The sequence below is a fragment of the Candidatus Thiodictyon syntrophicum genome, assembly GCF_002813775.1.
GTDB classification, from domain to species: Bacteria; Pseudomonadota; Gammaproteobacteria; order Chromatiales; family Chromatiaceae; genus Thiodictyon; species Thiodictyon syntrophicum.
Window position 1 is genome coordinate 412,777 of sequence record NZ_CP020370.1, and the last position, 14,858, is coordinate 427,634.

Consider the following 14,858-nt stretch of genomic DNA (forward strand, 5'->3'; position numbering starts at 1 on the left):
GATCGATCGTCTCGGGTTACACTCATACTCCTGGTGGTCGAGGCCACCCTCAATTCCCGTCACGTCCGATTCCTAACTCATGAAAATCAAGCCTCAAGCCCCAGAGATCCTCCGCATTCCGTACGCGTCGTTCGATGTGTCGGTACTCCCGAGCAATGCCCGCGAGCCAGGCAGCGACGCGTTCGACAACGCGGTACTCATCTACTTCGCCGCCAAGTATGCGGCGAAGAACTTCGATGCGGCGGTCACTTGCAGCGATGGCATTATCCGGGTGCTGGCGTGGGCGCGCGGCGGGTTGGAGCCGAAGGCGTATGTGGTCGGGCTGCTCCAGCACCGCGCACTTGCGGAAGCGTTGCCGCTTCTCGAAACCATGGACGAGATGATGGAGGACGCGGATATCGCCTATAACCGAGGTATTTGTCTGAGCGAGATGGGGCGGCTTGAAGAGTGTATCGAGCCGCTTGAGCGCTGCCTGAGGATCGACCTGAACTACGGGAACGCCCGCGTTGGTCTTGGTGTGGCATTGGCGCGTCTGCGCCGATCCGAAGAGGCCGAGCAGGTGTTACGTCAGGCACTCGCGGCCGAGCCCCATAACAACTTCGCTGCCCGCAACTTGGCCGCGGTGCTGGCCAATCTCGAAAAGTATGCCGATGCGGTGCCCCTGCTCCGCCAGGTGCTCGCGACGGAACCCGACGATCCCACCGCGAGCTTGGCCCTCGGCGAATGTCTCGAAGCGCTTGGCCCCGACCATAAGAGTGAAGCGATCAAGGTCTACAAACGGATCATGACGCACTTTCCCAATACGCCGCTGGCGGATGCGGCTGTTGCTGGACTCAACCGTCTCGCCAGCGACGATCTACACCGTGCCGGCGCCGACAAGCCGCGGCTTGACGCGATCATGTATATGCAGAGCACGCTGGAGCGCTTCGCCGACCTACCGCAACAGGAAGTCGGCCAGATCGTGTTAGAGATTGCCCGGCTCGGCCAATCCGGGCTTGCCGTCAACGACCCGAGCAAGCGCTATCACCTGAAGACGCTGCCGGGCGATTTCTCGGGTCTTGAGTTGGTCAGTATGATGCATGTGGGCGTGCTGATGTTTGATCCAAACGCCAAGATGCAGACCGGCCTTGATCGGGAATACGAGATCGCTGTCAGCTTATATGGTGATAAGCGCTGATACTGTGAAGGTTCGCGCGAATGTGAGTACAACCGAGGAACCGGATGCGGGAAAACTGCACGTCCGGGTCTGTGGCGGAGGCTCCGGGCAACCGGAGTCCCTACGCCGGAGGCTATTCTTGGAAATTAGCTTAACTTCTTGAGAATGTTCGTTGCCAGATGTTCATTTATCTCGACATGCCGCGGTACGGGCTGAGATTCCCGTCTTCGGATTCTGATACCAGTCGTGCCTGCCGCCGTGGCGTATCAAGACGCAGCCCATTTGTTGTAGCCTGGCGATGAGTTGGCGCCTCTTCATGCGACGGCGAGTTCTCCGACACGGCGTACAGAAGGGATGGCACCGCTAGTCATGTCCTTGTAAAGGTCTCGCAGGTTTTCCTGGAGGTCTTCCAGCGTTTCACCTTGCGTCATGTAATCTGGGTATTCTTCCAGATACCCAAGCCACATGCCTTCATCTTGCCAATACCTATACTTGAGCACTGTCATTGCATGCCCTTACTAGTTAGGATCTTTTACCAATAAAAGGGCTCTGACCCGAATAGCACTGACTTAAGGCGCAACTCTCCGAAAAAGAGAGAAAAAACAGGGGCCGACCGCCGCGCGTGGTAGGCTGTAGGCTGCGATCGAACAACCCGCCACCCGAGGGGCCAGCCACGATGCATTGCGGACCACAGACCAGCGCCGTTCAACGGCATGTCCAGAACTGCACGCAGCAGCCCGAGGCCGACGTCTTCTTCAACCTGCTGACCGGCCCGCGGTTGCTGGAGCGCGCCGCCGCATTGGCCCCACCCCATCGCAACCGCTTGTTTCCGCCTGTGAAGGTGCTGTCGATGTTCTGCACCCAGGCGCTGTCGGCGGACGGCTCGTGCCAAGAAGCCGTCGATGCCGAGGCGCTCGAGGATGGCCCATGGTCTGCCGCGTTGCAAGAGCGACACCGGCGGCTATTGTAAGGCGCGCCAGCGCCTGCCGACGGAGATGCCCAGGACGCTGGCCCGAGAGACCGGCGCGCTGGTATCGGACGCGATCCCGCAGCACTGGCAGTGGCAGAACCGCCGGGTGTGGTTGGTCGATGGCACGATCGTGTCGATGCCCGACACCCGCGCGAACCAGATCCGTTGGCCGCAGCCCGCCACCCAGGCGCCGGGGTTGGGGTTTCCGCACTGCCGCCTGGTCGGGCTCATCGGCTTGGGCAGCGGCGCCCTGTGCGATGCCCTGATCGCCCCCTGCGAGGGCAAAGGCAGCGACGAGCAGACGTTGCTGCGCCAACTCCTCCCGCGCCTGAAAGCGGGCGATATCTTGGTCGGCGACGCGTTCTTTCCGACCTATTTCCTGCTGTGCGCGCTGGTTGCAGCCGGTATCGACGGCGTCTTCGAGCAGTACGGCGCGCGTCGGCGTAGCACGAATTTCTCTGTCGGTCAGAGGCGTGGCCCACGCGACCATCTCATCGTACTGCCTAAGCCGAAGCGTCCCGAGTGGCTGAGTCCAGCCGACTACGCCCGCGTGCCGGCCACTCTGACGGTGCGCGAACTGGCGGCCGGCGGCAAGATCCTGGTGGCGACACTGTTGTGCCCCAGCCGCTATCCGAAGTCGGCGATCAACGCCCTCTACCGGCAGCGTTGGAGTGTCGAACTCGACCTGAGGAACATCAAAACCACCCTCGGGATGGACCAACTCTCCTGCAAAACCCCGGCGATGGTGGAGAAGGAGATCTGGATCTACCTGCTCGCCTACAATCTGATCCGTCTCCTGATGGCACAGTCGGCACTGCTGGCCGACCAGATCCCGCGCCAACTCAGCTTCAAGCACACCGTGCAACTGTGGACCCTGTGGCAACCGTACCGCGACGCCCTCGCCACGGCCTTGATCATAAATCCGGCCAAGACCTAGCGTAGGGCTTGGTTAACCCCCACTGGAGAGCGGCAGGACCCGCGAAATTGTGTACCCTTGGAAGTGCAAACAAACCGAGGGAGAAGCACGATGTTCGAAGGTCCTGCCGGGATCGACTTTAGCGCAGACATCGGGTCGACGCCATCGGGCGTGGTCCGGCGGTCGGCCGGCGGTGGGTCGTGAAGCACCGCTCGCGCCTGGAGCGAGCCGAACAGCGCGGGGCGGCCGTGGCCCGCTTGGCGACGGGGCAGCCGCAACGCCACGTCGCCGCCGAACTGGGCGTGGCGCGCAGCACCTTGCAGGACTGGTGCAAGCCGACCCCGGTCGGCGCGGCCCCGGCGGTGTTGGCAGCCTTCGTGGCGACCCCTGAGGGCGTGCAGTGGCTGCACCAAGTGGTGGTGGCGGCGCACTTCGTCATCACGCTGCACGGCGGTGCCGGGGTGCGGATGGTGTGTGAATTCTTGAAGTTGAGTGGGTTGTCGGCGTTCGTCGGCGCGAGCTATGGCACCCACCAGGCCCTCAATGCGGCCTTGGAGGAGATGGTGGTCGCCGTGGCGCGTGAGCAACGGGCGGCGTTGGCGGTGGGCATGCCGCACCGCGCGATCACGGCGTGCGAGGATGAGACCTTTCATCCGCAGATTTTGTTGGTCATGTTGGAGCCGGTGTCGAACTTTCTGCTGCGCGAACAGTACGCCGCCGATCGCACGGCGGCCACCTGGACGCAGGCGTTGCGCGCGGGTCTGGACGGCTTGAACGTGACCGTGATCCAGGGCACCAGCGACGAGGCCACAGCGTTGCGCCGCCATATCCAGACGGATTGTGCGGCCCATCATTCCCCGGACCTGTTTCATGTGCAACAGGAGGTGTCCAAGGGCACCAGCCTACACTTGGTCCGCCACGTGAAACAGGCGGGCGCCAGCGTCGCGGCCGCCCAGACGTCGCTGGACGCTGAGCGGGCGACCGCGCAGGCCTATGACGCCCAATCCCCGCGTCCGCGCGGGCGCCCACCGGCGTTCGCGCCCCGCATTGAAGCCGCCCTGGCGGTCGTGGTGCAGGCCGAAGCCGATCAGGTACAGGCGCAAGCGCGTCAGGCCGAGGCCCGTGAACTGGTGCGTGAGTTGGGGACCCTCTATCACCCCTATGAGTTGGAGCAGGGACAGGCGCAGCCCGTGGCGCGCATCGCGCAACGCTTTGCCGACGTGTGGACGCGGCTGCAACAGCTGGCCGACGCGGCCGATCTGCCAACGCGCGCCCGTGAGCGCCTGGCCAAGGCGCAGCGCCTGACGATTCAGTTCCTTGCCACCATTACCTTTTTCTTTGCGACCGTGCAGGCCAAGGTCGAGGCGCTGAATCTGCCGCCCGCCGTGGAACTGGCGTTGCTCACGCAGCTGATTCCGGCGCTCTACCTCGAGCGCGTCGCCAATCGCAGCACGCTCGCTGAACCGCGCCACCGTCTGCACGCCCTGAGCCGGCAGTTGCTCGAACCGCTGCGCCAACGCGATCATCCGCTCCAGGCCCTCCCAGAGGCCGAGCGCGCGCGCCTCGAACAGGTGGCCGGTGACTGCGCCGACCTGTTCCAGCGCAGCAGTTCCAGCGTGGAGGGGCGCAACGGCCAACTGTCCCTACATCACCATGGCCGACATCGCCTGAGCGACCGCAAGCTCGAGGCACTGACCGCCGTACATAACTTCCACCTCCGTCGCCCCGACGGGACCACTGCCGCTGAGCGCTTCTTCGGCCGGGCCCACGAAACGCTGTTCGCGCAGGTGCTCCAGCGCATGCCGTTGCCCCCGCCGCCAGCGCGCCGACGACCGCGCCCGCCCAAGCCGCCCGCGCTCCTGCCGGTAGCGGCGTAACGGGGGTGGCCGGAACGATGATCAAGGCCGCCGACCGACACACCGCGGTGGCCGGAGCGATGATCGAGGCCCTCGCCACGGCGTCCGATCTGATGGCCTTGCTGGCCATGATGGCGGAGCAGCGGGTCGGTCTGCGTCCCGGCCGCATCGAGCCACGGGCACTGAAACGACGACCGCGCAACTTCCCGCTGCTGATGGAGCCCCGGGCACTGGCCCGGCAGGACGTTCGACTCCACGGGCACCCCAAGAAAGCGAAGTGAAAGGGCACAGAACTGCATCGGGTCGTCAGGCATAACAGTAACCTGAATCCGTGAACTAATACGGTGCCGTACTCAGGCACACGGCTATCAAAGGGGTTGGAGTCGAGATTTGTGGCGCAGAACTGCGCTAGCGGTCGCGACAAGGTCGCCGGTGCGGCAATTTTGAGCTGGGGAGACGCATGTCAGGGGCCGACCGCATACGCCAGCCAATAGGGTGGGTCCACCGTGCGCATAGCACGGCGGCGAGCGGACCGCACTGCATTCGTCGCAGGGATCAGGGACCGGCCAATTGGGCGTACAAGCGACGGAAGACAGGGACGATCCGGCAACCATAGCCGAAGGCCAGTTTGAGGCGGCGGCCGGTGACGATCAGGCGGGCGGCAACGTACATCAGTTCCTGCATCACGGTGCGCAGGCGTCGCCGCTTAGCCGGGTGGCGGGGCGGGGCATCCGGCCCAAAGAGACCGGTCTGGCCGATCCAGCGCAGGACGTTGTAAGCGAATGCGGCACAGGCCAATACCAGTGCGTTGGTCACAAACTTTCCTGAGGGGAGTCGCTCAATGTCCAGGTCGGTCTTAAATTCGCTGTGGAATTGTTCGGAGGTGGCATGGTCGGCATAGAGCGCAATGATGGTTTCTTCATCGAATTCCAGGCTGCTCCACCAGCCTTCGATTTCAATGTCGGGAATCAGGAGGTGCTGACCATGCTTGTCGATGGTGCGCTCGATAACGCGCATGACGCGGCGCAGAGGGTACTCGTACCCGTCCAAAAAGCGGGTGTCGCGCACCTCGAACAGGGCCACGCGCTTACCCGGGCGCGGCGTGCTCCAGTCGCCGTACTCCTCGGCGTAAGTCAGCCACTGCGTTGGACTTTCTTGGCGCGGGTTCCACTTGATCAGGTAGTGCACCGGGGCGGCGTCCGGGTGCGCCTCATTGTGCGCAATGACCGTGGCGATGTTGTCGAGCGCGTCATTGCCGCTGTCCAGGCGCAGCAGCAACGGCAGCGCGGTCAGTCGGCGGGCCCGCGTCAGCACCCGCTCCAGCAACGCGGGGGTGTCCTTCTGGCAGTGCTGGCTACCCGCCCGCAACTCCCACTCCAAACAGTACCCCTCTTGGCCAAGATAGGCCGCCATTGGGGCGAACCCGTCGTCACCCTTGTAGGTGCGCGAGACACCCTCTTTCTTGGTCTTGGCGTTGTTCAGCGGGGTGACATCCGCATCCAGCGCGACCAGCCCATTGGCCAGCGGCGTAATCGGTGCCGCGATACGCTGCAGAAACGCGATGGATGCATCGAGTATCGGCGCCATGAACACCGCCGCGTGGGCATCAAGGCGCTGGCGCAACGTGACGGCCGAGGGAACCTGGTCGACACCCAACGCCTCAGCGAAATACGGGTCCTGCCGGAACGCCGTGATCGCTTCAAAGTCGCTCTTGCCCAAACACAGCAGCCCGATGTAGCTAGTCAGGATCTTCACATGCGGTATGGCATCGCTCCGGGCCGGCGCCGCTGCGGTCGCATCTTTCGCTAGGTCGGTGTGCTGACTAATCGCCATCCCGATCAGTCCCAATCCCGCGTGGGAAGTAAAATCAGCCTCGGATTTCGCAATGATGAGCCGTCGCACCATGTCACCTGCGGAGTGAGTCTCAAGAATGCGCCATTTTAACTCTATCTCGCTGAAATTCCAACAGATCAACGATTCCGCGGCTCATTTAGATCACTGGCCGAGGAGTAAGATTTAAATGGAGAATTAGCTTAAGTCAGTGCTATTCGGCTCTGACCCCTTTTCCCCGAAGCGGCGGAACCGCCTGCGGCGTTCAGCCCTACGGGGGCTGTACAATGTCACTCGCCCGCTTCATGCAAAACTGCCGCAACAAGTTTGCCTGACAATCGGTAATCATGGAGCAATAATGCATCAAGGACGGGTTTAACGGCATCGATAATTCCAATCCGTTTGGCCTGAAGTAGTGTACCTAGCACGCCGAAAAGGGAAATACCCAATTCGGTCGCGACCAGACGGCCGCGGCGATCATCCAGTAAGACTGCGCACTGGAGAGTGCGGGCCAAGCTTAGCGCTTGGGCTTCGCCTTCGTCCAGTACCATTCGCGCGTCACGAAACAACTCGTCGTCGCGATTCGGGTGAACCTGGGCAAATTCTTGTACAAAAGAAGATACGGCTAACGCGCCCGGCAACGCGCTATCACCCGCCGCCTCACGCAGCACCGCCTGCGGCAGGTGAATGTGGCCGAACACCTGTGGCAGCAACGCGAGTTGACCGCACTTCGCCAGTGCGATCAATGGACCCGCATCGGCAACGATAACGGGCTTTGTCAATCGAAGCCTGCCATCTCTGCCTTGATCTCGTCGGCAGGATAATCCACCACCGGAATCCCCAGGCGACTTACAAACTCTATAAATGCAATTTTCGACATGCGTGCCAATTCCGCGGCCTTACCCGACGAAAATTCACCGGACTTGAATAGATTCACTGCAAGTGCGACATGTACTCCTTCGCGCAACATCGTTTCATCGAAAGGCACGCTGACGAAGAGCGGCTGCCCCTGGTTGGTTACCAACGCAAGTTGCCCGGCCTGTGCCGATTCAGCTAAGGCTTCGGGATGCATCTGAAGGTCGTCTACACTGAAAGCTTGCATATATTCTCCGAGAACCGTAGGGCGGATGCCCGTAGGGCGATCCGCCATTGCTCAGGCACCAAAGCGGCGGAACCGCCTGCGGCGTTCCGCCCTACGCTGGCGGCCATTTTTCTGCTTCATAATTGAGGCTGCCCGCTTTCCCTTAGCCCTAATTATTGCGCAACGGCAGCAGGCCGAGCCCCTTCGATTATCCATTTCCCCGTTCGAAGTTGCTCGTTTAAACATGCTGAGCAAACATTGATTTGCGTTCGATTGGGCACCGTCCAGACGGCAGTGATGGGGGCGCCCTCTTTAGCAACACATACGCTCGTTTGCACGGCGCAGATTCCGAACATGACAACGCCGCTTGGTTCGATTTTCATACTCTTTCTCTCATCAGAATGATGGCGATGTGGCGGACCAAGCCAACCAGCGCATCAGGCGGTCCCTGGCATCCTCGACCAGGTCCTCACGGTCTCGTCGGCCAAGGACTCGATGAAACGATGCGTGAATGCTGGTTTCTGCTTCGTCAAGCAGAACATCGGGAAGTTCTTTGGGCCGACTGTAAGCCAGTGCATGGCGTTCGACGTGGGCATACTCATGCGCAAGGCACGCTAGAACTGACATCCGCGCGTTGGCGTCAACTGCATTTGAACCCGGATAGGCGTTGGCCCCCAAGAATACCTTACGATCAGTCTCACTGTATCCGGTTGTGGTGAAGCCTGAACTCGCGCGACTCAAGTCCAACGGAACAATCAATCCTCCTTCCGTGATCAGCGCCCACGGGCACTGGTTCAGTTTGGTTCTTCCTTATCCTTATGTTTTTTTAGTATTTATATAACCTGGGCTGTCGAACTCTAAGGACCTCATCCCACGAGAGTCCCTGCTGGAGAATCCCCAGAGCCACTGCAGGAACCTGTTTCGTCGTGAAGTGGCTGCGAATAAAGTTATGGACAATCCACAACATATCCAATGTTCTTTGCAAACCAGAAATGCTCTTCGCGTACGTATTCGTTCGGCGGCGATAAGCAGAATTCTTTCGCCGAAATGAAGCGTTCGATGCTTCCAAATGATTAGCATGAATATCGGCTGGCGTCACATCTTGATCGGTTTCTGGATGCTCCGGATGAGGGGTTTCGTATTTGGGACGCGAGTGCCCCGTTCTATCAGTTCCTTTCCCTTTATTCTTAAGGCGCACCTTCACACCCCGACGAAGCACTTTCGGTGGGCGGCCGCGTTTTCCGGTTCGCAATACTTCGTGGCAAATTTCAAACAGGAGATTGCCATACCGACGTTCCCCGTCGGTGACTAGAGTGACATCGCCAGTACGCAGAATGACATCTCTAAGTATTTGTATTGCATATGAAAATAGACTGCGATCCTTTTTCCCGCACTGAAGCGCCCAGATAAATCGACTTGCCCTTTCCATCAGTACGATCGTCCAGCCTTCACAATCCTCCGGGGGGACATTCCTATTCACTTTCGTATAAAGCTCATCACCTTCGATCAGTTGCTCAATAAAGGTGTGCGTCAGGGCATATATGATCAGCACATCCTTGTAATCGGCCAGGCGACGCTCCCATAGGAGCAACGTATTCTTCGCAATCGCGAAGGCCCGGCAGGCGGCGTTCAAGCCGATCCCCTCAGTGCGCGTTTTGAGCACTTGAATGATGAAGCTGGTCGGTTTCCTGAGCCCCTCGATAAGGGTGGCTTTGGTCTCGGAAAAGAGCCTATTGCAACTTTGACATCGCCACAGCAAACGCGTACCATTATGACCGGTTTGATACGTCTTGTGATGCCGACAATTCTGTGAATTGCAATGAGGGCATGTCCATTGTCCGTTCAAGAAGTTCTCACTTATTCAAAAAGTGACGGAAACCCGCGCCGAACTAAATATATTACATATATTTCAATGTCTTGTAAACAGGAATTAAACTGAACCAGTGCCCGCCCACGCCATCGTGCAGTATTCGACTTGGGTCCCGGTAAGGGGAGATGTATTTCGTGTTGCGAACATACTATCAAGCCAGGCTTAAGCAATACGGAATATCAACAAAATATTGCTACCGTTCGGGTTTACTGCAGTCGTTAGAGCGGGAGAGTCCATCGCTAGGGCGCTAAGTCGGAAACCGTGCTCTGTCCCCAGTTTCCCCTTAATTAGCTCCCGAAAAGGTAAGAAAGCTCTTGTTCTGAAACACCATAAATTTTGACAAGAGTCGTACCTTTATGCTGAATGGTGCATATTTTGATTGTTTTTCCATCTTGCCATTCCTCAGTAACATATACACATGAGGAATGACGCCTTGACGAAGGGTTGTACCTATTATCACCATCCATCTGCTTGATTTTGTCGTCTTTAAAGATTGTTATTAAGGTTTCTTCACTATCCTCCCGTCTATCGAAAAGTACCGTCGCAAACTGCTGACTAGAACAGACCTGAAAATCTATGTCATCAAAATTTAGTTCTTTCAACAAATCGCTCATTATATCCCCCTATAGATGCAACAGAACATGAATAACCCAGCAAGCTAGAACGCCGTCTGCGGCGCGCGTTCGCTGTTGACGCTTAGGTTAACAGATTATCTTTCACGCATTCTCGGACAGATTTAACAGATACGCAAGCGCTTGAAACTTCGAGCCTCTTTTTTTGTCCGTAAAAGGATGTTTTGCGAGATTTTTCCGCACGTGGATTGATTAAATTTCACGAAATGGCGTCTCGTTCTACCACTAATTGCTTCCGGTACTATTCTCGTTGATTGCTTTCCTGATAGCCCCTGCCCATTCAAAGTGTAAATCTGAACTGGCCATATCAAACGAGTTAGTTGTTCCCACAGTATGATTCGAGAATCTCCCTTTTCTAAGCATAACAATGAGAGTAAACCTGTCTTTTGACTTTAGTTCGATATTATTATTATCTTTTTGATCTATAGAATAATATAAATTAGAATATAAAGGAGAGGCGTATACTGGCAATGCAATTACCCTCTCTGCGCCGTTCGCATCATAAGATCTAATTGTTACTTTCGTTATATCGAATATAGATCCATGCCTTGTACGGCCGTCTCGGGATTGTCTCTTCGTTCTAGCTGTACCGTTGTAAGCAAACAAATCTTCTTTGCACCGAGGGCAGAACAATAAATACAGTGATCCATTTGCGGTGTCTTTTATTTCAGTAAGAGATCCGGGCACTGGTTCAGTTTGGTTCTTCCTTATCCTTATGTTTTTGTAGTATTTTTATAACCTGGGCTGTCGAACTCTAAGGACCTCATCCCACGAGAGTCCCTGCTGGAGAATCCCCAGAGCCACCGCAGGAACCTGTTTTGTCGTGAAGTGGCTGCGAATAAAGTTATGGACAATCCACAACATATCCAATGTTCTTTGCAAACCAGAAATGCTCTTCGCGTACGTATTCGTTCGGCGGCGATAAGCAGAATTCTTTCGCCGAAATGAAGCGTTCGATGCTTCCAAATGATTAGCATGAATATCGGCTGGCGTCACATCTTGATCGGTTTCTGGATGCTCCGGATGAGGGGTTTCGTATTTGGGACGCGAGTGCCCCGTTCTATCAGTTCCTTTCCCTTTATTCTTAAGGCGCACCTTCACACCGCGACGAAGCACTTTCGGTGGGCGGCCGCGTTTTCCGGTTCGCAATACTTCGTGGCAAATTTCAAACAGGAGATTGCCATACCGACGTTCCCCGTCGGTGACTAGAGTGACATCGCCAGTACGCAGGATGACATCTCTAAGTATTTGTATGGCATATGAAAATAGGCTGCGATCCTTTTTCCCGCACTGAAGCGCCCAGATAAATCGACTTGCCCTTTCCATCAGTACGATCGTCCAGCCTTCACAATCCTCCGGGGGGACATTCCTATTCACTTTCGTATAAAGCTCATCACCTTCGATCAGTTGCTCAATAAAGGTGTGCGTCAGGGCATATATGACCAGCACATCCTTGCAATCGGCCAGGCGACGCTCCCATAGGAGCAACGTATTCTTCGCAATCGCGAAGGCCCGGCAGGCGGCGTTCAAGCCGATCCCCTCAGTGCGCGTTTTGAGCACTTGAATGATGAAGCTGGTCGGTTTCCTGAGCCCCTCGATAAGGGTGGCTTTGGTCTCGGAAAAGAGCCTATTGCAACTTTGACATCGCCACAGCAAACGCGTACCGTTATGACCGGTTTGATACGTCTTGTGATGCCGACAATTCTGTGAATTGCAATGAGGGCATGTCCATTGTCCGTTCAAGAAGTTCTCACTTATTCAAAAAGTGACGGAAACCCGCGCCGAACTAGATATATTACATATATTTCAATGTCTTGTAAACAGGAATTAAACTGAACCAGTGCCGAGATCCGCACAGGCACCTAAATTCTTTCTGCTCCATATGTTCATGGTCGGGCATGACCTCGTTTAGCGCGGACTTAACCTCTTCGATCCCGTATCTATTTACCAATTCACTAATCGAGCATCGCACATCGTCGACATCATTCATATTCTGTTCCAAATGTAGTTCGGGTAAATCTTGTTACACAATAAGAGGTTTTAGCACATTTTGCTTTTGTCCAAAAAAGGATGGATTCTAGGACACGCGGGCTATCAAGGGGAGCCGTCCCCATACCGCTGATAATGTTCTTTCCTGCCTCAGAGACCTCGAACACCTTTATGTGCTGGTTCTTTTGCGTACTACAATTTGATTGACTATTCGTCTGTTGATTTTTTTCTTCCAACTCAGTTGACTCACAGAAAGATTTCGTTTTAATCTGGTTTCCATTAAGAAGTTATACTCTTCCTTAAAAATGTAACCAGATTGGTAAGCATGAAATATTAAATCCTCGTTTGCGTTTGCCGTTTCATCGTCAATTATTCGCCTCAATCCAGAGAATAAGTTTCCAGTATCAATTCCTAAAAATCTCTTTACGCAGACATTTCCGACATAGGTCGTTTTTCCATTGAGCTGGTTTTTAATGTAACAAAGTTCTTTTATTTCTTTTCCGCACGGGCAGTTATCCCAATCCTCTTGCACCTGTATTCTAATGAGCCGCCATTCATTCTTGGCATCATTCCATTCATTAGCGTTGGACAACGGCAAAATGTGTGCCTTCAATCTTTCGAGATTATGCTCCATAATAGCGGTCCCGTACGTAATGACACTTAACGGCTGACCCTAAAGCAGCGTTACCCTTTAAGTTTTTTGGGAACGCCTACCCCCCAAGACACGCCGCCTTTGCCGCTTCGCTTGGGGAGTTCCGGGGACAGTTTACTCAATTCCGCGTGCCGCAGAGCATGAAATAAGTAAGCTGCCCCCGGGACTTCACTGAAGTTTACCCCCAGGCGCTTGGTCCGGGTAGCACGCCCCTCTCTCCACCCGCCAACTCGGCAGATCCCACAGTGTCAGGGTGTCGACGCTACAGGTCTGCACAAACTGGTAGGCCGCCTTCACCGCGGCTTCCGCGGTCGCCTCGAACCCCCCCAAGGTCTCCTTGGCCGCCCGCGCGATCTTCGCCGGAAGCGGCCCTTGCTGCCCGGCCTTCCAGCCGGATGTCGGGTTACGGCGCGTCCGGCTCCGCGACCGATAACGAGGTCCGGCCCGCGCGCCTGACCCGACCTAACAGGGCAACACCCCACCAGCACCTGGAATCCAAGGCGCTAGCCTTGGATTCCAGGTGAGGATCAGAAGAACAGCCCCGTCAGTGGCGACGAGGCGGAGGCGAAGCGCTTGGGGGCCATGCGTCCGGCGAGGAAGGCCTCGCGCCCGGCCTCGATGGCCTTGCGCATGGCGCTCGCCATGAGCACCGGGTCCCGGGCGGCGGCGATGGCGGTGTTCATCAGTACGCCGGCGCAGCCAAGTTCCATGGCTACCGCGGCGTCGGAGGCGGTGCCGACCCCGGCGTCGACCAGCACCGGGACCTTGGCGTTTTCGACGATCGTCAGGATGTTTAGGGGGTTGCGGATACCGAGCCCGGAGCCGATGGGGGCTGCCAAGGGCATCACCGCCACGCAGCCCAGTTCTTCCAGTCGCTTGGCCATGATGGGGTCGTCATTGGTGTAGACCATGACGTCAAAACCGTCCTTGACCAGGATCTCCGCCGCCGCCAGTGTCGCGACTACGTCCGGGAACAGGGTCTTTTCGTCGCCCAGGACCTCGAGCTTGACCAGGTTGCGGCCGTCCAGGAGTTCGCGGGCCAGGCGGCAGGTGCGCACGGCGGTGTCGACGTCGTAGCAGCCGGCAGTGTTGGGCAGGATGGTGTAGCGCTCCGGGGGCAGCACATCCAGGATGTTCGGTTCCCCGGGGGTCTGGCCGATGTTGGTGCGGCGCACGGCGATGGTGACGATCTGCGCGCCGCTCGCCTCGATGGCGCGGGCGGTCTCGGCCAGGTCCTTGTATTTGCCGGTGCCGACCAGGAGGCGTGAGCCGTATTCCTGGCCGGCGATGATGAGGCGATCGGACTGGGCGGGGGCTTGGGACATAACGGGGACTCCGGCTGAGATGCGATTGGGGGATCAGGATAAACCCGCAGGCGCCCGGCCGTCAGCCTTCAACCTTCAACCTTCAACCTTCAGCCTTCCACCGTCAGCCCCCGCCGACCGCCTGGATAATCTCCACCCGGTCCCCGGCCCCGAGCAACTGCCGGTCAAAGCGGCTGCGCGGCACCAGTTCCCCGTTCAGTTCCACGGCGATGCGCTTGCCGGTCAGGGCCAGGGTTGCGATCAGGGCGGCCATGGGGATGGCCTCCTCGACCTCGGCGGCTTCTCCGTTGATTTTGATTTGCATGAGGGGCTGGTCTCCAGGCGGCGTGGGTGCTGGGGCGCGATTCTATCCCAGCCGGGGCCGCGGGGGATGAAGGATGAAGGATGAAGGATGAAGGATGTAGGGGGCTGGACCTCGCGGGTGGGTCGCCTGGCTCCGCGCGCTTCGCTGTCGGCTCTTTCAACGGGTTGGCGCGATTGCAAAATCATGACAGCCTCGCTACCTTACGCGCCGCCCATTCACGCGGGCCGCCCCGGCGTCGCCCCGCCTTGGCGGGCACCGCCAGGCAGGTGCCCGCGAG

The 14,858-nt window shown here is 57.6% G+C and carries 14 protein-coding genes and 1 pseudogene; 5 read left to right on the forward strand and 10 right to left on the reverse strand.

The genetic code is table 11. The annotated features are described in order from the left end of the window. The first annotated feature begins 79 nt into the window (after nt 1–79). Complete coding sequence (locus tag THSYN_RS01795; RefSeq protein ID WP_100917630.1) at nt 80–1,177, forward strand: tetratricopeptide repeat protein; 1,098 nt, start codon at nt 80–82, stop codon at nt 1,175–1,177. A gap of 293 nt (nt 1,178–1,470) precedes the next feature. Here THSYN_RS01795 and THSYN_RS01805 read toward each other — a convergent pair whose 3' ends face one another. Beyond that, a complete protein-coding gene (locus THSYN_RS01805) occupies nt 1,471–1,662 on the reverse strand; it encodes a type II toxin-antitoxin system HicB family antitoxin (RefSeq protein WP_100917631.1) in 192 nt (63 codons plus the stop codon). Nucleotides 1,663–1,832: 170 nt separating this feature from the next. Here THSYN_RS01805 and THSYN_RS37140 point away from each other — a divergent pair, with 170 nt between their 5' ends. The 4 genes and pseudogenes from THSYN_RS37140 to THSYN_RS01820 form a co-directional block, all read left to right on the forward strand. Then, nucleotides 1,833–2,126, forward strand: a complete 294-nt coding sequence (locus THSYN_RS37140; RefSeq protein ID WP_418219902.1) for a hypothetical protein — start codon at nt 1,833–1,835, stop codon at nt 2,124–2,126. Beyond that, nucleotides 2,077–3,063 (forward strand): IS4 family transposase, encoded by a 987-nt coding sequence (locus THSYN_RS01810; protein WP_418219903.1) that lies wholly within the window; start codon nt 2,077–2,079, stop codon nt 3,061–3,063. Before THSYN_RS37140 ends, THSYN_RS01810 begins: the two co-directional genes overlap by 50 nt. A gap of 179 nt (nt 3,064–3,242) precedes the next feature. Beyond that, a complete protein-coding gene (locus THSYN_RS33325) occupies nt 3,243–4,919 on the forward strand; it encodes a DUF6399 domain-containing protein (RefSeq protein ID WP_100918590.1) in 1,677 nt (558 codons plus the stop codon). Nucleotides 4,920–5,008: 89 nt separating this feature from the next. Next, nucleotides 5,009–5,179: pseudogene (locus tag THSYN_RS01820) on the forward strand (IS4 family transposase); the annotation flags it as partial. A gap of 274 nt (nt 5,180–5,453) precedes the next feature. On the opposite strand, the gene THSYN_RS01825 reads toward THSYN_RS01820, so the two are convergent. The 9 genes from THSYN_RS01825 to thiS all read right to left on the reverse strand — a co-directional run bounded on the left by THSYN_RS01825 (nt 5,454) and on the right by thiS (nt 14,581). Continuing rightward, complete coding sequence (locus THSYN_RS01825) at nt 5,454–6,800, reverse strand: IS1380 family transposase (protein ID WP_100922257.1); 1,347 nt, start codon at nt 6,798–6,800, stop codon at nt 5,454–5,456. Nucleotides 6,801–7,018: 218 nt separating this feature from the next. Then, a complete protein-coding gene (locus tag THSYN_RS01830) occupies nt 7,019–7,510 on the reverse strand; it encodes a PIN domain-containing protein (protein WP_100917632.1) in 492 nt (163 codons plus the stop codon). After that, nucleotides 7,507–7,830: a UPF0175 family protein gene (locus tag THSYN_RS01835; RefSeq protein ID WP_100917633.1), complete on the reverse strand. Its 324-nt coding sequence runs from the start codon at nt 7,828–7,830 to the stop codon at nt 7,507–7,509. The genes THSYN_RS01830 and THSYN_RS01835 overlap by 4 nt, the downstream gene beginning before the upstream one ends. Before the next feature lie 805 nt (nt 7,831–8,635). After that, the gene (locus THSYN_RS01845) at nt 8,636–9,655 is read right to left on the reverse strand and encodes an IS1 family transposase (RefSeq protein WP_100917635.1); all 1,020 of its coding nucleotides are present in this window, start codon (nt 9,653–9,655) and stop codon (nt 8,636–8,638) included. A gap of 311 nt (nt 9,656–9,966) precedes the next feature. Next, a complete protein-coding gene (locus THSYN_RS01850; protein WP_100917636.1) occupies nt 9,967–10,293 on the reverse strand; it encodes a short-chain dehydrogenase in 327 nt (108 codons plus the stop codon). A gap of 750 nt (nt 10,294–11,043) precedes the next feature. Then, the gene (locus THSYN_RS01855; protein ID WP_100917404.1) at nt 11,044–12,054 is read right to left on the reverse strand and encodes an IS1 family transposase; all 1,011 of its coding nucleotides are present in this window, start codon (nt 12,052–12,054) and stop codon (nt 11,044–11,046) included. A 415-nt stretch (nt 12,055–12,469) separates the two neighbouring features. Continuing rightward, the gene (locus THSYN_RS01860; protein WP_100917637.1) at nt 12,470–12,934 is read right to left on the reverse strand and encodes a hypothetical protein; all 465 of its coding nucleotides are present in this window, start codon (nt 12,932–12,934) and stop codon (nt 12,470–12,472) included. A gap of 545 nt (nt 12,935–13,479) precedes the next feature. Continuing rightward, nucleotides 13,480–14,277 carry a thiazole synthase gene (locus THSYN_RS01865; protein WP_100917638.1) on the reverse strand — a complete coding sequence of 266 codons (798 nt, stop codon included), beginning with the start codon at nt 14,275–14,277 and terminating at the stop codon, nt 13,480–13,482. Nucleotides 14,278–14,380: 103 nt separating this feature from the next. Further along, nucleotides 14,381–14,581 carry a sulfur carrier protein ThiS gene (gene thiS / locus THSYN_RS01870; protein ID WP_100917639.1) on the reverse strand — a complete coding sequence of 67 codons (201 nt, stop codon included), beginning with the start codon at nt 14,579–14,581 and terminating at the stop codon, nt 14,381–14,383. Between the last annotated feature and the right edge of the window lie 277 nt (nt 14,582–14,858).